This is a genomic window from Trinickia symbiotica (assembly GCF_002934455.1).
GTDB lineage: Bacteria > Pseudomonadota > Gammaproteobacteria > Burkholderiales > Burkholderiaceae > Trinickia > Trinickia symbiotica.
Genome location: NZ_PTIR01000008.1, coordinates 249,664 through 269,466, shown reverse-complemented (window position 1 = coordinate 269,466; position 19,803 = coordinate 249,664). Strand labels below are relative to the sequence as shown.

Annotated in this window: 17 protein-coding genes; 6 read left to right on the top strand and 11 right to left on the bottom strand. The window is 63.6% G+C overall.

From position 1 onward, the window contains the following. Window positions 1-186: 186 nt before the first annotated feature. Window positions 187-582 (bottom strand): hypothetical protein, encoded by a 396-nt coding sequence (locus B0G57_RS14355; protein ID WP_018442887.1) that lies wholly within the window; start codon window positions 580-582, stop codon window positions 187-189. Window positions 583-760: 178 nt separating this feature from the next. On the opposite strand from B0G57_RS14355, the gene B0G57_RS14350 reads away from it, so the two are divergent. Then, a complete protein-coding gene (locus B0G57_RS14350; RefSeq protein ID WP_018442886.1) occupies window positions 761-1,735 on the top strand; it encodes a threo-3-hydroxy-L-aspartate ammonia-lyase in 975 nt (324 codons plus the stop codon). Window positions 1,736-1,772: 37 nt separating this feature from the next. Here B0G57_RS14350 and B0G57_RS14345 read toward each other — a convergent pair whose 3' ends face one another. After that, entirely contained in the window at window positions 1,773-2,945 is a 1,173-nt protein-coding gene (locus B0G57_RS14345; RefSeq protein WP_018442885.1) for an L-rhamnonate dehydratase, read from the bottom strand. Window positions 2,946-3,097: 152 nt separating this feature from the next. Between B0G57_RS14345 and B0G57_RS14340 the strand changes: the two genes are divergently transcribed. After that, window positions 3,098-4,036 (top strand): LysR family transcriptional regulator, encoded by a 939-nt coding sequence (locus B0G57_RS14340; RefSeq protein ID WP_020566454.1) that lies wholly within the window; start codon window positions 3,098-3,100, stop codon window positions 4,034-4,036. A 203-nt stretch (window positions 4,037-4,239) separates the two neighbouring features. Beyond that, window positions 4,240-5,505: an MFS transporter gene (locus B0G57_RS14335; protein WP_020566453.1), complete on the top strand. Its 1,266-nt coding sequence runs from the start codon at window positions 4,240-4,242 to the stop codon at window positions 5,503-5,505. A gap of 15 nt (window positions 5,506-5,520) precedes the next feature. On the opposite strand, the gene B0G57_RS14330 is transcribed toward B0G57_RS14335, so the two are convergent. After that, on the bottom strand, window positions 5,521-6,573 hold the full coding sequence (locus tag B0G57_RS14330) for a LacI family DNA-binding transcriptional regulator (RefSeq protein ID WP_018442882.1): 1,053 nt from the start codon (window positions 6,571-6,573) through the stop codon (window positions 5,521-5,523). A gap of 143 nt (window positions 6,574-6,716) precedes the next feature. On the opposite strand from B0G57_RS14330, the gene B0G57_RS14325 reads away from it, so the two are divergent. The 3 genes from B0G57_RS14325 to B0G57_RS14315 are packed head-to-tail and all read left to right on the top strand — an operon-like array spanning window position 6,717 to window position 10,247. After that, window positions 6,717-8,039 (top strand): LLM class flavin-dependent oxidoreductase, encoded by a 1,323-nt coding sequence (locus B0G57_RS14325; protein WP_018442881.1) that lies wholly within the window; start codon window positions 6,717-6,719, stop codon window positions 8,037-8,039. 47 nt (window positions 8,040-8,086) lie between these two features. Beyond that, window positions 8,087-9,058 carry a sulfonate ABC transporter substrate-binding protein gene (locus B0G57_RS14320; RefSeq protein ID WP_018442880.1) on the top strand — a complete coding sequence of 324 codons (972 nt, stop codon included), beginning with the start codon at window positions 8,087-8,089 and terminating at the stop codon, window positions 9,056-9,058. A 34-nt stretch (window positions 9,059-9,092) separates the two neighbouring features. Continuing rightward, on the top strand, window positions 9,093-10,247 hold the full coding sequence (locus B0G57_RS14315) for a porin (protein WP_083925769.1): 1,155 nt from the start codon (window positions 9,093-9,095) through the stop codon (window positions 10,245-10,247). Window positions 10,248-10,393: 146 nt separating this feature from the next. Here B0G57_RS14315 and B0G57_RS14310 read toward each other — a convergent pair whose 3' ends face one another. From B0G57_RS14310 to B0G57_RS14275, 8 genes are all read right to left on the bottom strand, one after another. Then, the gene (locus B0G57_RS14310) at window positions 10,394-11,374 is read right to left on the bottom strand and encodes an amidohydrolase family protein (protein ID WP_102607151.1); all 981 of its coding nucleotides are present in this window, start codon (window positions 11,372-11,374) and stop codon (window positions 10,394-10,396) included. Window positions 11,375-11,388: 14 nt separating this feature from the next. Continuing rightward, a complete protein-coding gene (locus tag B0G57_RS14305) occupies window positions 11,389-12,681 on the bottom strand; it encodes an MFS transporter (RefSeq protein ID WP_026230081.1) in 1,293 nt (430 codons plus the stop codon). A 73-nt stretch (window positions 12,682-12,754) separates the two neighbouring features. After that, window positions 12,755-13,687 (bottom strand): YncE family protein, encoded by a 933-nt coding sequence (locus B0G57_RS14300; RefSeq protein WP_018442876.1) that lies wholly within the window; start codon window positions 13,685-13,687, stop codon window positions 12,755-12,757. 52 nt (window positions 13,688-13,739) lie between these two features. After that, complete coding sequence (locus tag B0G57_RS14295) at window positions 13,740-14,669, bottom strand: dihydrodipicolinate synthase family protein (RefSeq protein WP_018442875.1); 930 nt, start codon at window positions 14,667-14,669, stop codon at window positions 13,740-13,742. Between the two features lie 83 nt (window positions 14,670-14,752). Continuing rightward, window positions 14,753-15,799, bottom strand: a complete 1,047-nt coding sequence (locus B0G57_RS14290; RefSeq protein WP_018442874.1) for a 4-hydroxythreonine-4-phosphate dehydrogenase PdxA — start codon at window positions 15,797-15,799, stop codon at window positions 14,753-14,755. 231 nt (window positions 15,800-16,030) lie between these two features. Next, complete coding sequence (locus tag B0G57_RS14285) at window positions 16,031-17,281, bottom strand: DNA topoisomerase IB (RefSeq protein ID WP_018442873.1); 1,251 nt, start codon at window positions 17,279-17,281, stop codon at window positions 16,031-16,033. 72 nt (window positions 17,282-17,353) lie between these two features. Further along, window positions 17,354-19,144 (bottom strand): tetratricopeptide repeat protein, encoded by a 1,791-nt coding sequence (locus B0G57_RS14280; RefSeq protein WP_102607144.1) that lies wholly within the window; start codon window positions 19,142-19,144, stop codon window positions 17,354-17,356. A gap of 85 nt (window positions 19,145-19,229) precedes the next feature. Then, window positions 19,230-19,712: a DUF4019 domain-containing protein gene (locus B0G57_RS14275; RefSeq protein ID WP_018442871.1), complete on the bottom strand. Its 483-nt coding sequence runs from the start codon at window positions 19,710-19,712 to the stop codon at window positions 19,230-19,232. Window positions 19,713-19,803: the final 91 nt, after the last annotated feature.

The window sequence follows — 19,803 nt, the reverse complement described above, 5'->3', positions numbered from 1 at the left end:
GTCGCCCGCGACACCCTTGCCTCCGGCTAACACTTCCCCTTGCCGGGCGTGTAGAGGACTTTCACCTCCAAGTGAATGCGCCCTGCCGGGCGCACGGCGAAAAAGGGCGAGTCCCCGGACTCGCCCTGAACGGGGCACGCCAGCTCTTGTAGCCAAGGGGCTGGTTCGTGCGGAAGGCCAACGATGTTATTGCGCTTTTACAGCAGCATCCGTCTTGACGTCGGCCTTCACGGGCGCCGTGCCGGTTTCCGTGCCGGCGTCGGACTTCGCCTTGTCGGCGCCGTTCTCAGCGCTTTGCTCCTTTTTCTTTTGCAGCTTGTGCCCTTGAGTCTTCGCGCCATGCTCGGCCGATTTCTTCTTGCTGTGCACGCCGTGAATCGCCTTCTTCGGCACGGTGCCGCCTTCATTGGTCGACGCATCGGTCTTCGTGGTACCCGCTTGCACTTCGGTGCTGGCCTTCGTGTCTGTCTGACCGGCTTGCGTAGCGGCGGCTGCCGCGCTCGACGGTGTCGGTGCGGCGGTCTGCGCGAAAGCGGTCGACACGAGCAATGCGGAAGCGAGAGCAGCGAAAATCGTCTTCATGAGTGACTCCTTTTCTTTGGGCGGCTGAAAAAGTTCAGCGCTGCCGGTTTAACGCGTGTCCGAAGACACGTGTTGACCTCGAACTGGTGACAAAGCGTAAGGAGTGTGACGAAGGTCTAGAATGATGCGCGACTAGTCCGCGCGCCATTCCGCTTTCCGATCAGGACAAATCCTTGCCATGACCACGCTTTCCCTGCCTGCCTTCGACGACGTCGTCGCCGCCGCGAAGCGAATCGAAGGTTTTGCTCACCGTACCCCCGTCTTGACGTCGCGAACGATCAACGAGGAACTCGGCGCGCAACTATTCTTCAAGTGCGAAAACCTGCAACGCATGGGGGCGTTCAAGTTCCGCGGCGCATTCAACGCGCTGTCGAAATTCGACGAAGGTCAGCGTCGCCGCGGCGTTGTCTCGTTTTCCTCGGGCAATCACGCGCAGGCCGTAGCCCTCTCGGCCCGACTGCTCGGCATGCCCGCGACGATCGTCATGCCGCACGATGCACCCGCCGTCAAAGTCGCGGCGACAAAAGGCTACGGCGGCAATGTCGTAATCTACGATCGTTACAAGGACGACAGAGAGCAGATCGGTCGCGAGCTGGCGGACAAGCACGGCCTCACGCTGATTCCGCCTTACGACCATCCGGACGTCATCGCGGGTCAGGGCACGGCTGCGAAGGAATTGTTCGAAGAAGTCGGGCCGCTCGATGCGTTCTTCGTGCCGCTGGGCGGCGGTGGCCTGCTGTCCGGATCGGCGCTTTCGACACGCGCGCTTTCACCCGATTGCACGCTCTACGGCATCGAGCCAGAAACAGGCAACGATGGGCAACAGTCGTTCCGGTCCGGGAAGATCGTCCACATCGATACACCCAAGACCATTGCCGACGGAGCGCAGACTCAGCACCTGGGCGAACATACATTTCCGATCATCCGGCGCGATGTCGACGATGTGCTGACGGCAAGCGATGCCGAGCTCGTCGAATGCATGCGCTTTTTCGCCTCACGCATGAAGCTCGTCGTCGAGCCTACCGGATGCCTGGGGTTGGCCGCGGCCCGCCGCATGGGAGCCGCGCTCAAGGGCAAGCGGGTAGGCGTGCTCGTCAGCGGAGGCAACGTCGACATTCAAAAGTTTGCCGAGCTTGTGACGATCAACGGATAGGGCGCCGTGGTGCGCCCGCCCTATTCCCGAAACGCCCCTACTCGATGATCTGAAACTGATCGAGGTAGCGCTCGTCGATGGAAAGCCCCAATCCCGGGACGTTGTCGTCGAGATCGAGGAAGCCGTTTTGCGGTTGCGGATCGCCCTTGAAGATGTAGTAGAACAGCTCGTTGCCGACCTCCACATCATGGACCGGGAAGTATTCCGACATCGGGGATGCGAGCGTCGACATCGTCAGGTGATAGTTGTGCATCTGGCCCGCATGCGGAATGACAGGCACGCTGTACGCTTCGCACAACGCATTGATCTTGTGTGCCGCCGTGATTCCGCCGACACGGTTCGTGTCGTATTGAACGACGCTGACGGCTTTCTTGTCGAGCAACTGCTTGAAGCCGTGCAGCGTAAATTCGTGCTCGCCGCCCGAAATCGGGATCGACGTGAGCTGGTTGAGTTCGGCGTAGCCGTCGATATCGTCGGCGATGACGGGCTCTTCGAGCCAGCGTGGCTCGAACTTTTCGAGCTTCGGCAGAATCCGCTTCGCGTATTCGAGGTTCCAGCCCATATAGCATTCGAGCATCAGGTCATTCTCGTAGCCCACGACCTCGCGAATCGCCTCGACTGACTTCAAATTTTCCCGCACGCCGGCAACGCCGTCGCGCGGGCCGTAGCCGAAGCGCATCTTGAACGCCTTGAAGCCCTGCTCCAGATAGCTCGCGGCTTCCTTTTGCATTTCGCCGAGATCGGTGCGGTAGAGCTTCGACGCATAGCAAGGAATCTTTTCCTTGGTCCGCCCGCCGAGCAGCTTGAACACGGGTTTGCCGGTCGCTTTGCCCATCAAGTCCCATAGCGCGATGTCGACGCCCGAGATGGCCGCCATGCCAATGCCCTTGCGGCCCCACGCCAACGTCGACCGATACATGCGCTGCCAAAGGTATTCGTAGTCGAATGGGTCTTGGCCGATGACGAGCGGAGCGAGGTATTGATCGACGATCGCCTTCGCGATGCGCGGCGCGAGCGCGACGTTACCGAGGCCGACGAGCCCCGTATCGGTCTCCACTTCCACGACGGTCCAGCCGTGAAAGCGGAACGTGCCCATCGAATCGCCGCGATCGTAGAGCTGATCCATCGCATTGGAGCAAAAGTGCGCCTGCGGCGGCACCGTCTTACCCTTCCATTCGAAAACGCGTGCGCGCACTTTGGTGATCTTCATGATCGGATGTCTCCTCGGAATCGTCAGAGTGGATTCGTGATTGCCGGTTGAAATATAGGGTGAGCTAGGCGATCAAATCTATTGACGTTTTTCTATCTATCGATAACTCTTTCTCATACCTACATTTTGGCGCGTCCCCCGCTCGAACCGTCATGATTCCTCCATTCAGCACCTTGCAAGGGCGCCTCCGAATGCAGCACCTCCGGCTGCTGATCGCGGTCGAAGAACGCGGCTCGCTGCGCCAGGCTGCGGACGTGTTGGCGCTGACCCAGCCGGCCGTCACGAAGATGCTGCGCGACATGGAGACGCTGCTCGGCGTGACCTTGTTCGAACGCCACGTGCGCGGCTTGCGTCCGACGCGCTTCGGCGCGGCCGCCACGCGCTACGCCAAGCTCGTCTTCTCCGACATGGCGGGACTTCGCGACGAATTGGCCGCGCTCGAATCAGGCAAGGTCGGGAAGGTCAGGGTCGGTGCGGTGATGGCTCCGACGCCGGTCCTGCTCGCCGAAGTGATCCGCCGCCTCAAGCGCGATCATCCGCTGCTCGATGTCAGCGTTCAGGTCGACACGAGCGACGTGCTCGTGCCGATGCTCGAGCGCGATCAGGTCGACGTCGTTCTCGGCCGCGTGCCGGAGGGGTGGGACAACAGCCTGCTCGAGTTCGAGCATCTCAGCGACGAAGGGCTTGCCATCGTGGTGGGCCACGATCATCCGCTTTTGAAGCGCCGCAAACTGTCGCTCGAGGAGTTGGCGGTGTTTCCGTGGATCTTGCAGCCGCGGCCGAGCCCGATGCGCACGCTCGTCGATCTCTCGTTCGCCGACGCGGGTCTCGCGCCGCCGCCGAGCGCGATAGAGACAGCGGCCGTCCTGATGACCACATCGCTGTTGCCCGGGAGCGACCTCATCGCCGTGCTGCCCTCTTCGGTCGCCGCGTATTACGCGCGACTCGACGTCCTGAAGGTACTGCCCGTGCGGCTGCCGCGCGAGCTCGGTCCCTACGGCATCGTCACGCGACGCGGGCGGGCGCTGTCGGCATCGATGTCGTTACTGTTCGACACGTTGCGAGCGGCGGCGGCCGAAGGGCTGGCTTGAAGCGTCACGTGAATAACGCAGGTTATCGCCCTATCCAAAAGATTCAATAGACACCGGCTCCGTCATCGCGCGACGCTAGCGCCTGGGATGCGGCTCCTCGATTTCCGGCTTTTCGTCCCGATCGAGCTAAGCCGAGCCCCGAGACACTCATGTGGACAAAAAGAGCGACGTCACCGGGACGCCGCAAAACAATGGAGCGAGACATGCCTACCGATCGCCGACAACGGCGCCACACACTGCTGCTACTCTGTGCGCTTTCGTTCATCCTCTACGTGGACCGCGTCAATCTCGCGACTGCCGCGGGCGCCATCAAGGCTGAGCTCGGCTTGAGCAATACCGGGCTCGGCGTTGCATTCTCGGCGTTCGCCTACTCGTACGCCATCTGCCAGGTCGCGGGCGGATGGATCGCCGACCGGTTCGGTGCGCGCAAGACGTTGATCGGCTGCGGCCTGATCTGGGTGATCTCGACATTCGCTACGGGCCTCGTCCACACCCTGGGCCTGCTCTTCGCGGTGCGCCTGCTGCTCGGTATCGGCGAGGGAGCGACGCTGCCTGCCCAGGCCCGCGCGGTGACGCGCTGGTTTTCGCGCGAACAGCGCGGCATCGTGCAGGGGTTCACGCATTCGTTTTCCCGACTCGGCAATGCCATCACGCCGCCGATTGTCGCCGCGCTGATGGCATGGCTCTCGTGGCGCGCGGCCTTCTATGTACTCGGCGCCGTGACGACCGTGTGGCTCGTCTGGTGGTGCCTCTCGTTTCGCGAGCATCCGCAAGACGCCTCGACGACGACTCTCGTCGACGATGCCTCGCCGTCCGGTCCGACGCCTTGGGGTCCGCTCGTCAAGCGCATGGCGCCGACCATCTTCGTCTACTTCTGCTATGGCTGGACGGCTTGGCTTTTCTTCACCTGGCTGCCGACCTTCTTTTTGCACGGCAAAGGCCTCGACCTCAAGTCGTCGGCGCTGTTCGCATCCGGCGTCTTTTTCGCCGGCGTCGTCGGAGACACGCTGGGCGGCTGGTTGAGCGATCAGATCTACCGCAGGACGGGGCGCCTCGCCCTCGCCCGGCAGGGCGTCATCGTGCTGAGCTTCATCGGCGCGCTGCTGTTTCTCGTGCCGCTCGCGTTCGTCCATTCCACATTCAGCGTGGCGCTGTGCTTATCCGGGTCGTTCCTGTTTCTGGAATTGACGATCGGGCCGATCTGGGCAGTACCGAGCGACATCACGCGCACGCATGCCGGCATCGCGAGCGGCATGATGAACGCGGGCTCAGCCGTCGCAGGCATCCTCTCGCCGATCCTATTCGGCTTCCTCGTGGACCGGACCGGAAGCTGGACCTTGCCGTTCGCGGGTTCGGTCGCGATGCTGCTGATCGGAATTGTCGCTGCGTTGCGCATCCACCCTGAGCGGCCCTTGGTCACCGACGCGGTCGCGACGCCACTCGAGGGGCTCGCGCCGCGAGGTCGCTGAATGGGGAAGTACGGTCTAGCTGCTTTCACGTACGACGATCTCGCAGGACAGCGGTCTCTGCCGGCGACGTAGCGTTGCGATCGACGGCGGATCGTCACCCTGCAGCGCAAAAATCCGTGCAGCGGCTAGTTCGCCCATTTCCCGTGCTGGCGGCCGCACAGTAGTCAGGCTCGGCATTACCATATCCGCCAATGGATAGTCGCCGAAGCCCACGATCGCGCATTGCTGCGGCACACGGATACCGACACGCGGTGCCGCAAGCAATGCGCCGAAGGCGAGATTGTCGTTCGCGAAAACAATCGCATCGACCGGGATGCGTGCCGACAGGAGCGCGAGCAGCGCTTCGCGCCCGGCGTGCGTCGGCGAGACCTCCTTTGGCGAAAATACGATCGGTTTCCGGCCGTGCTCGCGCATTGTCGCCGCGTAGCCATCGCCTCGCTCCAGCGCGCTCGTATCGCCCGCAACGCTGTTCTGCACGAACGCGATGTGTTGGTAGCCGCGCTCGATCAAATGACGTGCCGCGATGCGTCCGGCTTCCTGGTGCGAAAAGCCGATCTGCAGTGGCTTGCGCTGCGGCTGGAAGTCCCATGTCTCGATCACCGGGACCTGCGATTGCGCGATCAACGCCTCCGTACCAGGCGAATGGAAATGCGAAGTCAGTACAAGTGCAGCAGGCGACCAGCCAAGCAGTCCGCGCACTGCATGCTCCTCGAGATCTGTCGAGAAATAGCTCGACGCGAGCAGCAGCTGGTAACCGTGCGCGGTAACTGCGTCGCTGAAGCTCTGGATCGTGTTCGCGAAGATCGGCCCCGAGATGTTGGGAATGACCATGCCAATGACGCGGCTGCGCGCCGAGGCGAGCCCGCCGGCGACGAGATTCGGCACGTAGCCGAGTTCGGCGACCGCCCGGGCGATCCGCTCTCGCAACGGCTCTGACAGCCGCGTCGGATCCTGGAAATAGCGCGACACGCTGATCTGCGACACGCCGACGTGCTCGGCCACGTCGCGCAATGTCAGGCGGCCCGAGGTACGGCGTGGCCGCGCCTCGCTTTTAGTGGAATCGGACATAAGTTCCGCAGATTTCGTCATTTGACGCGATAGATTCGCCACGAGAGACTGCTCGCCATGTTAGCGCTAACCATGCCAGGCCGCCAGCAGCGAATCGATGCGCGGCCTGGTGGAACAGCGCCGCTTTCGCGACAGGATATCGGATGACGACAGCTGCCCGCCTCATGCACCTCGGGGCCTTTCTGATGGAGACCGGACACCATGTGGCCGCGTGGCGGCATCCGGACGTGCAGGCCGATGCCGGCACGGATTTCCGTGCGTATGCGGCACTGGCGAGCATGGCCGAGCGCGCGTGCTTCGACGCGATCTTCGTCGCGGACAGCGTCGCTGCCAACGTCGACGACAGCGCGACGCGCGCGGCCCGTTCGGATCGGCTCGATCCACTGACGCTGCTGCCCGCGCTCGCGGCGGTCACGGCACGCATCGGCCTGATCGCGACGGCCACGACGACCTACAACGAGCCGTATCACCTAGCGCGCAAGTTCGCGTCGCTCGACCACATCAGCGGCGGGCGGGCCGGCTGGAATCTCGTGACGTCCGACAACGCGGCGGAAGCACGTAACTTCGGCCGCACCGAACACGTCGGCCATGCCGAACGCTATGCCCGCGCGCGGGAGTTCCATCGGGTCGTGACGGGCCTGTGGGATAGCTGGGCTGACGACAGCTTCGTGCGCGACAAAGCGAGCGGCGCGTACTACGACGCGGCGACGCTGCGCGTGCTCAATCACGACGGCCCGCATTTCTCGGTCGCGGGGCCGCTCAACGTGCCGCGCCCGGTGCAGGGATGGCCGGTCGTCGTACAGGCGGGCGCGTCGGACGCGGGGCGCGACCTCGCCGCGCAAACGGCCGACGTCGTGTTCACCGCGCACGCGCGACTGGACTCCGCTCAGGCTTTCTATCGCGACATGAAGGCGCGAGCGGTCGCTGCGGGCCGTGCGCCCGGCGACCTGAAGATCATGCCGGGCCTGTCGGTCGTCGTCGCGCGCACCGACGACGAGGCGCGCGAGCGCTTCGACGCACTGCAGGCGCTCGTCGATCCTGTCGCGGGCGTGGCGATGCTTGCGCGAATGCTCGGAAACTTCGACCTGTCCGGCTATCCGCTCGACGGCCCATTGCCCGAGTTGCCACTTACGGACAGCGGCCAGCGCAGCCGTCAGGCACTCCTCACCGCGCTGGCCGGCGACGAACGCCTGACGATTCGCGAACTGGTGCTGCGCATCGCGGCTGGGCGCGGGCACGTAACGGTGGTCGGCAGCGCGACAACCGTGGCGGACCTGATGCAGACGTGGTTCGAGAGCGACGCGGCCGACGGCTTCAACGTGATGCCGGCCGAACTGCCGGCCGGTCTCGACGCTTTCTGTTCGCTCGTCGTGCCCGAATTGCAGCGGCGCGGGCTGTTCCGCACCGCCTATACCGGCCGCACGTTGCGCGAACATCTTGGGCTGCAGCGGCCGGTGCGTGCGTAGCGCTCGCGTTCGCTCAACTGATTCGATCTGACAAGGAAGCTGCAAATATGACGTTCTCCCGCCGTTCGTTTCTCCGCGGTGCACAGGCCGCCGCCGTGGCCGCATTCGCCGCGCCGTTTTCCGGTGCAGCGCATGCCGACACCAGCCGCACGCTGCGCATCGGCTACCAGAAGGGCACGCCGCTTACGCTGCTGAAGGCGCAGCGCTCGCTCGACAAGCCGCTCGCCGCACGCGGCTTCGACATCGCCTGGACCGAATTTCCGGCTGGGCCGCCGCTGCTCGAGGCAATGAATGCGGGCTCGATCGATCTTGGCTATACGGGGTCGCCGCCGCCCATCTTCGCGCAAGCGGCGGGCAGCCGGATCGTCTACCTGGCGGCCGAACCGGCCGGCCCGCACAATGAGGCCATCATTGTGCTCGACGGCTCGCCGCTGAAATCGGTCGCCGACCTGAAAGGGCGGACGGTCGCATTCGCTCGCGGGTCGAGTTCGAACTACCTGATCGTCGCGGCGCTAGAAAAAGCTGGACTGACCTATGCGGACATCAAGCCCGCGTTCCTGTCGCCGGCCGATGCACGTGCGGCCTTCGAAGGCGGCAAGGTCGACGCATGGGGCATTTGGGATCCGTATCTCGCGGTCGTCCAGCAGACGCTCGACGTGCGCACGATCGCCGACTATGCGTCGGGCATCGTTCAGCCGTACAGCTTCTTTCTCGGTGCGCCGGACTTCGCGAAGGCTCACCCCGAGGTGCTGTCGGACGTGTTATCGCAGGTCGCGCGCGGCGACGCATGGACAACCAGTCATCGCGGCGACGCCGCGCAGTTGATTGCTCGCGAGATCCGCGTGCCGCAACCCATCGTCGAGCGCTATCTCGCCCGTTCCACGTTCGGCCTTTTGCCGGTCAATTCGACCGTACTCGGCGCGCAGCAACGCGTTGCCGACACGTTCCGGCGAGCAAACGTCATTCCGCGCGCGATCCAGGTCGCCGACATTGCGCACCCGGTTTCCTTCACCCGCTGACTCCATACTCCGTTCGCCTCGCAGCGCCGCCGTCATGAACCGACTCGCTTCCCGTCCTGCCGCCATCCGCCCCGTTCGCCGCGCCTCTGCATTGCGTTGGCGCATTCGCTGCACGCCCCGTCTGAAAACCGGGCTGCGTACGGCGGGTGCCGTCGCGCTCGCCTGGGCCGGCCACACCGCACATGCGCAGTCGACGCTGGTGATGTACGGCATCGTCGATGCAGCCGTGCAATACGGCCGCTTCAACAGCACGAATGGCGCGACGGCATCGGCGGCAAGCGGCAACCTGCAGGCATCGCGCTTCGGGCTGCTCGGCAAGGAAGATCTCGGCGGCGGCTATCGCGCGAACTTTCGGCTCGAAACGGGCTTCAATATCTATACGGGGGTGGGCGGCGGTGCGATTGAGTTCAATCGCGGCGCATCGGTTGGGCTGTCGGGGCCGTTCGGCAGCGTCGACGCCGGCTATCTGTACCTGCCGATCTACTGGGTGTTTCTCGCATCCGACGTCGGCACATACGGGCTCGCGAATCCGGCCGCGATCATGTCGCTCGAACACACGACGACGCTTGGCTCGAGCGGCACGGGAGGGTTCTACCGGAACGCGGTGCGCTACCGGACGCCGGAAACGCTCGGCGGCTGGTCGAGCGAGATCGGTTATTCGTTCGGCGCGCAGGACCCAGCGGGGCAGACTTTGAACGGCCGCAACGTCGGCGCAAACGTCCAGTATGCGAAGAACGGCGTGCTGGTCGGCTACGGTTTCAACCGCTATCAGTATTACGCGAGCGCCGCGGCATCCGACGCATCGGAGCAGCTCACGCATGTGCTAGCCGCCTCATACGATTTCGGCCGCGTGGTGGTGGGCGGGAATTACGTGTATTCGAAGCGTGCCGACGGCACCGGTTGGTTTGCGTCCGCCGCACTGCTCAACGCGCGCGTGCGCGTCGGGTTTGGCGACATCAACGTCGGCGTGTCGCGGCGTATCGAGAACGGCGATGCGCGCGCAATCGCATGCGACGTGGGTTACGTGTACTACCTATCGAAACGCACGCAACTGTACGGCTTCGCGACAACGATTCTGAACAACAACCATTCGACGCAAGGCTTCGCGCTGCTCAACAGTACCGCCGCGAAGATCACGCCTGGCTTCGATCCGTGGGCGGTGACGGCGGGACTGCGGACCTCGTTCTGATGGAAGAGTGATCACCGAAAATTGCCTTGCTGCTGAAAGACCGCCACTCAGAATCTTCTCCCGGCCAGTCAGGCAAGTTGCTGGCGCCGACGCTCCGCAGAGCCGGCCGCGGTCGGGGGCGTTGCCCCGTCTTTCGCCCCTGGGATTCAGGCGTCGCCGATGCCGACAATCGGGGCCGCGAGGGGCGCGAGATCGATCCTGTAGAAGCGCAGTGCGTTAGTGGCCATCACCGCGCTGCGCTGCGACGGCGTCAAATCGGCAAGCATGCGCAGCATGCCCTCGACGAGCTCCCGGTAGCCGATACGCAAGCCAGCAACCGGGAAGTTGCTGGCGAACATGCAGCGCTCCCAACCGAAGATCGCAAGCGTATCGCGCACGATTCGCGCATTCGCCTGCCAGTCCCAGGCTTGGTCGCGCAGTCCGAATTCCGATAGCTTGATGTGAACGTTCGGCTCACGTGCCAGCGTTTCCATCCAGCCACGCCAGCGCGCGAGCCCTTCTTCGCTGCGATCCCAGGCGAATCCATGATGATTGAGGACGATGGGCACCTCGGGAAAAAGGCGTGCGACCTCGGCCGCTTCCGGCAGATGCCATGCCGGAACACGGAGGTCCCAGCTGAGGCCATGGCGGCCCAGCAACGAAAAGCCGCACAACCAGGCCTCGTCCTGCATCGATCCGGGTCGCCCGCGTACGCTTTCGATGTCCTTCGGCGAAGACGCCGTCACCGGCTTGCTGCGTATTCCGCGTACGAGCGGGTATTGGAGATGCTCGTGCAAGCGCTCCTCGGTATCGGGGCGATCGAACCAGACATGCGCCACGATGGCATTCGGAAAGCCGTATTTTTCATGCATCGCGTGTAGCCAAGCAGTCTCGGCGCCCTGTTGGTCGCGCGCACGCTCGGCCTCCACATGGACGGTCGCTACCACGCGGCAACCGCGCGCGGCAACACGATAGTCTTCGGGAAGGAAATCGCGGCGAATCGACTGATACTCGCCTAGAAAGAACGCATCGGGATCGTAGTGTTCCTGCAGCCAGGGGTAATGGCCGCGCGACAGATCCCAGAGATGGTGATGCGCATCGACGATGTCGATGCGCTCCGTTTCAGAATCGGATAGGTTGCTTGTCACGGCATCATGAATGTTCAATGCTCGCAGCGCGCAGGCAGCGTGGTCGCGATCGCCGCCGCTACGACGAGCGCAACGGCAAGGCAGTAGACCCCCATGTTGGCGCTGTAGTGCTGGATGAGCACGCCGACGGCATACGGACCACAAAAGCCCCCGAGATTCCCGAGGGCGTTGATGAGGCCACGCGCGCCGCCCGCCTGCTCGGCGTTGCAGAGCTTCGGCGGAATCGTCCAGAACACGCCCGCGGCCGCCTGCAGGAAAAAGCCGCAGCCGACCAGGAAGGCATAGGACAAGCCGATACTGGCCTGAAAGCGCACCGACAAGAAAAGGCAGAGTGCGAATCCCAGCAGCGGCCCGATCACGAAGGCCCGGCGCTTGCCCAACCGATCCGACAGATGCGAAGTCGTCCACATGCCGGCCATCGTGCCCAGATACGGAAGGATCGCGAGCGCGCCGACCTGCCCCATGCCGCCATGCGTCAGGTTCTTCAGGATCGTGGGCAGCCAGAGCGTATAGCCGTAGATACCCATTTGATAGAAGAAGTTGAGCGCGATGAGACGCCAGATGGCCGGATCGCCGAGCACCGCGGCGAACGAGGCCGAAACTCCGTGCTTGCCGCGCGCCGCTTCTTGTTCGGCCAGCCTGGAATTCAGAATGTAGTCGCGCTCGGCCGCCGACAGCCACTGCGCCGTTTCGGGTCCATCGCTCGCGAATGCCAGCCAAAACACCAGCGCGAGCACCGACAACAGCGCGGTCGTAAAGAAGAGGTAGTGCCAGTTGAATGCCGCCAGAACCGCACCCGATAACGGCGCCGTGATCATGCCGGCGAGCGGGACGAACATGATGACGGCAGCATTGGCGCGTCCACGCTCATGATCGGGAAACCAGTGGCTGACCATCGTCAGCACGACGGGCAGCATCCCGCCCTCAGCAACGCCGAGCGCGAAGCGCAGCGTCAAGAGCTGCCAGGCCTCTGTGACGAGGCCGGTCAACGCTGAAATCAGAGCCCACGCAACAAGCGACCACGCGATGAAGCGCTTGCCGCTCCCGAGCGCCGCCAGCCGCCCGCCCGGGATCTGCAGAAACAGATAGCCGATGAAGAAGATGCCCCCGGCCAGCCCCACCGTACTCGCGGCAAGCGCAAGATCGGCACTCATGCCGCCCGGCATCCCGAATGCGATGTTCACCCGATCCATGTAGGAAATGATGCAGGTAAGCAGAATCGGCGGTATGACTCGGAGCCAGCGGCTGCGCGGTACGGCGATACCGCCGGCGGCACTCGCGGCGCCGACACCTTCGAACGTCGTCATTTTTCGTCTCCATGCGCGCGGAATTCGCGCGTTGTATTGATATGTTTCGGTCTGGCCGCTTAACGGCGATGCCTCATCCGGCCAGTACCACGAGCCCATCCGGCTCCTTGCCGGTTGCGAATGCGTGAGACAACGTCAGGGTCTCGAGATCGAGCCGGGCCACGCTGTCGTCGTTGAGCGGGATGTACGCAAGCGGCGCCTCGGGGTGAAAAGCCAGGGCGATCGGCTTGTGCACCGTCGGGACTCGCTGCAGTTCTTGCAACGTTTGCGCGTCGTAGACGCCGATGCTGCGCTCGCCGTAGTTCGTCACGAACAAGCGGTTGTCGCGCGCCAGATAGATGCGCGTCGGGTCTTCGCCTGTCGCCACGGTTTTGAGGACTTCCATTGTCCGAGCGTCGAGCATCGAGAGCGTCGCATCGTCCCGACTCGCCGCGTAAAGGATCGTCTCGTCGCGGCTCAGACAGCAACCCTCCGGACGTCCGCCAATACTGGCCGCAAGTGGCTCTCGATCTGGCGCGTGCGGTTGGACGAGTGTGACCGTGTGCGACCGCAAATGCGTGATATAAGCTCTCTCGCCGTCTTTGCTCACGACGAACAAGTGGCTCTTCACACCCCCCGACGGAACGACGTGCGCAGGCGTCCTGCGTTGCGTCGGCTCATCGAAGACGAGCAGCACGTTGTCCTGCTCGGAGAGCGCATAGACACGATCGCGCCGATCGATCTGAATGCCGTGGATGCGCCCGTGAGGCGTGCAATCGAGCGAGGCGACGTGCTCGCCGCTGGCCAGATCGACGATGAAAACCTCATGTCCGCCCTCGCCCTCGTGAGCGAAAGTCTGCACGCCGTAGTGCCCGACGTAGGCAAAGCCGCCGCGCGAATCGACGACGAATTCATGCGGATAGGCAGGCAATTGCGCTCGCAACGCCAGCTCGCCGTTATCTAGGTAATAGCCGCTGAAGCTGTTGCTGAATTTCTCGACGAGAACGGCTTTGAGACGGGATGTCATGGCTCTTCCTGTTTGAAAGCGGGCGGAGGACTCGCGGACGCTGGACAGGGCACTAATGTCCCCAGCGCAGCACGAGCGGGTCGAGGCGGCGAGCGGTATCGAGTAGGCCGGCACGCACCTCCGGCGGCAGCGGCGGCATCGGATGCCGCGGGGCATCGCAGGCGATCACGCCGCCCTCTTTCATCAGCACTTTCGCGCTCAAGATGCCGCTCTGCCGGTTTTCGTAGTTGATGAGCGGCAGCCAGCGCTCGTACAGCGCAAAGGCTTTTTCGCGATCTCCGGAGCGGTGCACTTCGATGATCGGGCGAATGCCGTCCGCGTAAGCACCGCCCGTCATCGAGCCAGTGGCGCCCGCGTCGAGATCGGGGAGCAGCGTGACGCCCTCCTCGCCGTCCCACGGCCCTTCCACCGCCGCGCCGCCCAGACGGATCAATTCGCGCAGCTTCGTGGCCGCGCCTGCCGTTTCGATCTTGAAGTACGCGACATGCTCGATCTCCCGGGCCATGCGAGCAAGAAACGCGGCGGACATCGGCGTGCCGGCGGCCGGTGCGTCCTGGATCATGATCGGAATGTCGACCGCGTCCGAAAGGGCCGCGAAAAACTCATAGATCCCCGCCTCGGGCACGCGAAAGGTCGCCCCGTGATATGGCGGCATCACCATGAGCATCGCGGCCCCCAGTTCCCGCGCGCGGCGGCTACGCGCGGCGCACACGGTCGAGCTGTAGTGCGTCGTCGTCACGATGACGGGAACGCGCCCAGCCACGTGCTCGAGAACGGTACGCGTGAGCAAATCGCGCTCATCGTCCGACAGTGCGAACTGCTCGGAGAAATTCGCGAGAATGCAAATGCCGTCCACCCCGGAATCGATCATGAAGTCGATACAGCGCTTCTGGCTTTCGAGATCCAGCTCACCGGATGGGTGGAATGTCGTGGGGGCGACAGGGAAGATGCCCTGAAAGCGCCGGTTCGTGCGAGAGGTCATGGGCTAACGTCGGAATGAAATTTCAGCGATGACCATCCGCTGCGCCGAGCGCGCGCGGCGGTCCGGTCAAGGCCGTTCGTTGATCAAGCAGTCGTGCGCGTAGCGGCGCGGTAGGACGCGCCCATCCGGCATGCGATCTCGAAGGCCTGCCAGGTCGCTTCGACATTGGCTTTGCCGAGGCCGGCGATGTCATAGGCGGTACCGTGAGCCGGCGTCGTGATCGGGATCGGCAAGCCACCTTGCACCGTCACGCCGCGAGAGAAACCCATCAGTTTGATCGCGATTTGCCCTTGATCGTGGTACATGGTGACGATCGCCTGATATTCGCCGGCCTGCGCCTTCAGAAAAATCGTGTCGGCGGGGAATGGTCCGTGGAATGGCGACTCGGTCGGCCACTCACGGGCCTGCAGCGCACGGACCGCCGGCTCGATGATGTCGATCTCCTCGCGGCCGCACGTTCCACCATCGCCGCCGTGCGGATTGAACGCTGCCACGGCGATCTTCGGGGCCGCGACGCCGTTGGCGAGCAGCGAACGATAAATGAGTTCCGCGGCCTGCTCGATGCGCTCCACGCTCAAATAGCTCGCCGCGTCCTTCAGCGGGATGTGCGAAGAGATGCGCGAGGTCCACAGCGTGCCGAGCGTGTTGAACTCGCAGAAATAACCGGTTACGCCGAGGTAATCCGCGAAGTGATGCAGTTCGTCCTCATGGCGCATGCCGCCGAGCTTCATCGCCTGCTTGTTCAGGGGTGCGAAACAAATCGCATCGATAACGCCCTCGAGCGTCGCGTCCATGCAGAGGTTCAGGATCCGCAGGACCGATCGACCGCCGGGCGCCTCGGCGCGGCTCCGGTGGACATCGGCTGCGGCCACGCTATCGATTGCGAGAAACGCCGGACGGGACGTATGGGGCCGGCTTCGGACTTCGCCGAATGAAGTGACGTCGACCGTGTCGACGACCGTGCCGGCCGCGCGCTGACCGTCTTCCCATAGCCAGCGGTCGCCGACGACGACAATATTGGCGCGCTCCGTAGCGGCCGGCCTGGCGAGCAGCTTCGCGATCAGCTCAGGACCGATCCCGGCGGGATCGCCCAGCGTGAGTGCGACAACGGGTTGGGGCGAGGAAGTCATGGGTGTCTCCGACTCGTTCTTGTGGCATCGGAAGCGGCTTCCGATTGACGCTATGGTAGAAGGGGGACCGATAACCGCCTAGTGAAATAATTTGAACCAGCGATAACCTGCGGTGATGTGGCGGTCTGCAAGACAGAGAACGCGGTAAGCCATGCCGGCTGCGCGTCGGCGCGAGAAGTTTGCCGAACTACTGTCGTCGAAAAGCAGGATGCCGCGATCGCATTCGTATGATCAGACAGACTCGCTACGAATCGACGGCGAATCTGCGGCGACCGAGGGCGCCGAACGATCAGCGGCGCGCCTCGTCTTGCGGCGGACCTTGTGCAGCGCCCTCGATTTGCCGAGGAGTTGAGCCAATGACGCATCGGCGCTCGGCTCGGCCGTGCCCTTTCGCGAAGCAGGTTTGCGTGCCGATTGACGCGCCAACTTTGCCGCGCGCTTTTCCGCCTGCTCCAGTAGCAGGCAAAGCTCCGCCTCATGAAGGCGCAAGCCTCGCCGCGCCGATCCGCAATCGAGCGTCGACAGTTCCCCCGCCTCGAAGGCAGCGACCACTGCCGGGTGGACATAGCACCGGCGGCATACTGCAGGCGTATTGCGCAGAAGCGTTGCGACTTCCTTTATCATCTCGACGACGTGATGACGCGCTTGCGTGGCGCTCGACGAGTCGAGCCGGCGTAACGATGCCAGCGCGTAGACGCTCCCGGCCCAGGTGCGGTAGTCCTTCGCCGTGAAATCGGCCCCGCTGGCCTCGCGTAGATAATCGTTGACGTCAGCGGAGCCGACGGAGCGACGCTCACCGGTTTCGTCGATGTACTTGAAGAGATCGTGACCGGGCAGCTCGGCGCAGCGGCGGACGATTCGCTTCACGCGTGCATCTTCGATCGAGACGTCATGCTCGATTCCGCTTTTGCCGCGAAAGCGGAAGCGCACTTGCCCGGACGCCACTTTCACGTGCTTTTTGCGCAACGTCGTCAGGCCATACGATCCGTTTTCGCGCGCGTACTCCTCGCTGCCCACGCGAATGAGGGTGGCGTCGAGCAGCTTGACGATCGCAGCCACTACTTTGTCGCGCGGCATGCCAGGTCGTTTGAGGTCACGCGTCACGCGCGCGCGAATGCGCGGCAACGCCCGGCCGAATGCCGCCATGCGCTGGTACTTGTTTTCGTCGCGCACCTCGCGCCAAAGCGGGTGATAGCGGTACTGCTTGCGCCCGCGCGCATCGCGGCCTGTCGCCTGCAAGTGCCCCCGCTCATCGGGGCAAATCCACACGTCCTTGTAGGCAGGCGGAATCGCCAACGCATTGATGCGCCGGATTTCCTCCGGATCGGTGATCCGTTTTCCCCGAAGATCGAAGTAGGCGAAGCCGCCGTCTATGGCTTTGCGTGTGAAGCCGGGCTGCCTGTCGTCGCTATGGCGCAGGCCGGGCGGCATCTCCTCGGCCGTCGTCGCGGCGCCGCTGCTTTTGGAAATGCGCGAGTTCATGGCATGCGTTAAAACGGACGGGACTAGGTTGTGCAAGGCTCGACCCGATGTGTGCAACCTGCATGCCAGCCCTCAATCGCCCAGCTCTCGGATGAGATCGGCACGTATTTCATTCAAGGGCGCCGTCCAGTCTCTATAGCGGCGCTGGCGATAAAGCCTTACCGTCGGATACCACGGACTGTCCCGGCGCTCCGTCATCCACACCCAATGCGGATTGACGTCGAGCAGCAGCCATGTCGGACGGCCTAACGCCGCAGCCAGATGCGCGACTGACGTGCAGACGGTTATCACGAGATCGAGATTGCAAATGAGTGCCGCCGTGTCGTCGAACGTCCGCAGCTCGCTTGTTCGATCGATGACATCGAATCCCGCGCCGGCCATCCGCGCGACATCCTCAGCCGCTCCGACCTGCAGGCTGTAGAACTCGATCTCAGGCAATCCCGAGAACGTTTCGGCATAAAGCTCCGGAGCGACCGCGCGAAGCGGATTGCGCTGATGGGTACGGCTGCCGGTCCAGACGAGTCCGACTTTCAACTTGTTGTGCGCCGACATTCGATCGCGCCACTGCACGACGCTCGCCGCATCCGCCGAGAGATACGAGGCCGGCGCGGGAAGCGTCTCGAACGGAATGCCGAGCGCAAGCGGCAAGCTCGCGAGCGGCATTTGAAAATCGAAGGCGGGGAGCTGCGGCACGTCGCTGCGCAGGAGAGTAACGTCATGGCCGGCCAGGCTCCGCTCGAAGAGCTCGAAGAGCGGTGGAAAGCAGCAACAGATCACCGCGCCGCCTGCATCGCGCGCTTGCTTCACGAGCAACGGCAAGAAGCGAATAAACTGGATGGCGTCCCCGTGGCCCTGCTCGCCCCATACAAGCAGCGTTTTGCCCGAGAGCGCCTCGCCACGCCAGCGCCGCTCCGGACAAAACCCGGGCGAACCGCTCAGCTCCGGCGAGCCGTGCCAGCGGGCCTCGAAGTTGATCCAGCCGTTCTGGAAATCGCCGCGCATCAGCTGCAGCATCGCGACCGAGAATTGAATTTTCGGATCGGCGCCGGAGACGGTCGCCGCGCGCACGATGGCTTCGAACGCTTCGTCCCAAAGCTGCGATTCCCGGGCCGCATTGCTCAACGCCAACTGCGCCAATCCGTAGTTGGGCGCAAGCGTGGCGGCCCGTCGCGCAGCGAGCAACGCTTTGGCCGGCTCGCGCAATCGAAGCCACGTGTTGGCGAGATTCGTCCAAGCGAGATGATGCCCAGGCTCCGCTCGGATGGCCTCTTTGCCGACGCTCAATGCCGCCTCGAGTTCGTCGCGGTTGTAGTGCAGCGCCGCGAGGTTGTTGCGCAGCATGGGGAAATCGGGGTTGATCGCCGTCGCTCGTCGATAGGCCTCGAGCGACGCGTCATGCGCGCCGGCTTCCTGGTGCAAAAGCCCGAGCGTGAACCATGCATTCGCGCTCTCCGGCTCAGTTTCGCACCACAACTTCGCCACTGGGACGCCGATATCCGGCCGCTGCCTCTGCTGCGCGGCCACCGCCCATTCGTCAAGCCAGTCCTTGGCATCCGGCATTACGCGGTGGGCGCGATCGAACCAAACGAGCGCGCCGTCCAGGTCGCCGATCTGAGCCGAGAGGCGAGCGGCTTCGACACAAGCGGGACCGTGTTCCGGTGCAGTGGCGAAAACACGATCGAGCCAGGCCTGCGCTTCCCGGTAGCGTCCGCAGAGGAGCAACAAGTGAGCTTGCACGATCGCTGCGTCGATGTCGTCGGGCGCGAGCGCCAACCAGTCGGAGATAAGCTCCGATGCCTCGATCAGTTCTCCCGCCTCGAAGTGCTCGTGAATCCTCGCCAACCACATATTCCCATCGATCATTGCGTCCGTTCCGCCGCGCTGCCGTAAAAGCGTCGTCTTGTTTGTTCCCCGCGCATGCTATCGCGTGGCGAATCGCTCGTCGTACTCATTTGCCCGCAACATTCGCCTGCGGCACGCCGCCCTGATTCGGCCGCGGTTCATACCCAGTGAAAAACCACCGGCCGTCGCTCCCTAGCTGAAAGCTGAGCTTTTCGTAGACGACGCGTCCGTCGGTCAGCCATGTCGCGTAGTCGACGTTGGCGTACAACCCGTCGGGGATCGCTTTGTCGTGCGAATAGGTCAGCCGGGTGACCGAAGCCCAGCCGCGATGATCGACAGCGCCCACCTGTTTCCTCAATTGGGACAATCCGCTTTCAAAGCTATCGGCCGTGTATTTTGCCCGAACGAACGAGGCCGTCTCCTGCCAGACCGCCGCGTACTGTCCAGAATCGATTTGCTTCAGCACGAACGCCGCGTCGCCGAGCAGCTCGTCAGCGGAAGTGCCCGCTTCTGCGCCATGAGCGAGCGTGGAAAGTGCGGCCAGCAGGCATGCTCCTGCGACCCTCGATAACCCGGTGATACCTTTCATTCAAACTTCTCCGTTTCGTACCGCGAATAGTCAACGAAGGATTTTGCCAGCACGACGACGCAACATCAAAAAAAGCCGGACGAGCCGGCTA

Excerpts from the sequence above, each read along its gene's own strand:
- B0G57_RS14305 (WP_026230081.1), bottom strand. The coding sequence starts at position 12,681 with ATGACGACGTTCGAAGGTGTCGGCGCCGCGAGTGCCGCCGGCGGTATC.
- B0G57_RS14350 (WP_018442886.1), top strand. The coding sequence starts at position 761 with ATGACCACGCTTTCCCTGCCTGCCTTCGACGACGTCGTCGCCGCCGCG.
- B0G57_RS14295 (WP_018442875.1), bottom strand. The coding sequence starts at position 14,669 with ATGACCTCTCGCACGAACCGGCGCTTTCAGGGCATCTTCCCTGTCGCC.
- B0G57_RS14345 (WP_018442885.1), bottom strand. The coding sequence starts at position 2,945 with ATGAAGATCACCAAAGTGCGCGCACGCGTTTTCGAATGGAAGGGTAAG.
- B0G57_RS14355 (WP_018442887.1), bottom strand. The coding sequence starts at position 582 with ATGAAGACGATTTTCGCTGCTCTCGCTTCCGCATTGCTCGTGTCGACC.
- B0G57_RS14290 (WP_018442874.1), bottom strand. The coding sequence starts at position 15,799 with ATGACTTCCTCGCCCCAACCCGTTGTCGCACTCACGCTGGGCGATCCC.
- B0G57_RS14340 (WP_020566454.1), top strand. The coding sequence starts at position 3,098 with ATGATTCCTCCATTCAGCACCTTGCAAGGGCGCCTCCGAATGCAGCAC.
- B0G57_RS14275 (WP_018442871.1), bottom strand. The coding sequence starts at position 19,712 with ATGAAAGGTATCACCGGGTTATCGAGGGTCGCAGGAGCATGCCTGCTG.
- B0G57_RS14325 (WP_018442881.1), top strand. The coding sequence starts at position 6,717 with ATGACGACAGCTGCCCGCCTCATGCACCTCGGGGCCTTTCTGATGGAG.
- B0G57_RS14280 (WP_102607144.1), bottom strand. The coding sequence starts at position 19,144 with ATGATCGATGGGAATATGTGGTTGGCGAGGATTCACGAGCACTTCGAG.
- B0G57_RS14320 (WP_018442880.1), top strand. The coding sequence starts at position 8,087 with ATGACGTTCTCCCGCCGTTCGTTTCTCCGCGGTGCACAGGCCGCCGCC.
- B0G57_RS14285 (WP_018442873.1), bottom strand. The coding sequence starts at position 17,281 with ATGAACTCGCGCATTTCCAAAAGCAGCGGCGCCGCGACGACGGCCGAG.
- B0G57_RS14335 (WP_020566453.1), top strand. The coding sequence starts at position 4,240 with ATGCCTACCGATCGCCGACAACGGCGCCACACACTGCTGCTACTCTGT.
- B0G57_RS14300 (WP_018442876.1), bottom strand. The coding sequence starts at position 13,687 with ATGACATCCCGTCTCAAAGCCGTTCTCGTCGAGAAATTCAGCAACAGC.
- B0G57_RS14330 (WP_018442882.1), bottom strand. The coding sequence starts at position 6,573 with ATGTCCGATTCCACTAAAAGCGAGGCGCGGCCACGCCGTACCTCGGGC.
- B0G57_RS14315 (WP_083925769.1), top strand. The coding sequence starts at position 9,093 with ATGAACCGACTCGCTTCCCGTCCTGCCGCCATCCGCCCCGTTCGCCGC.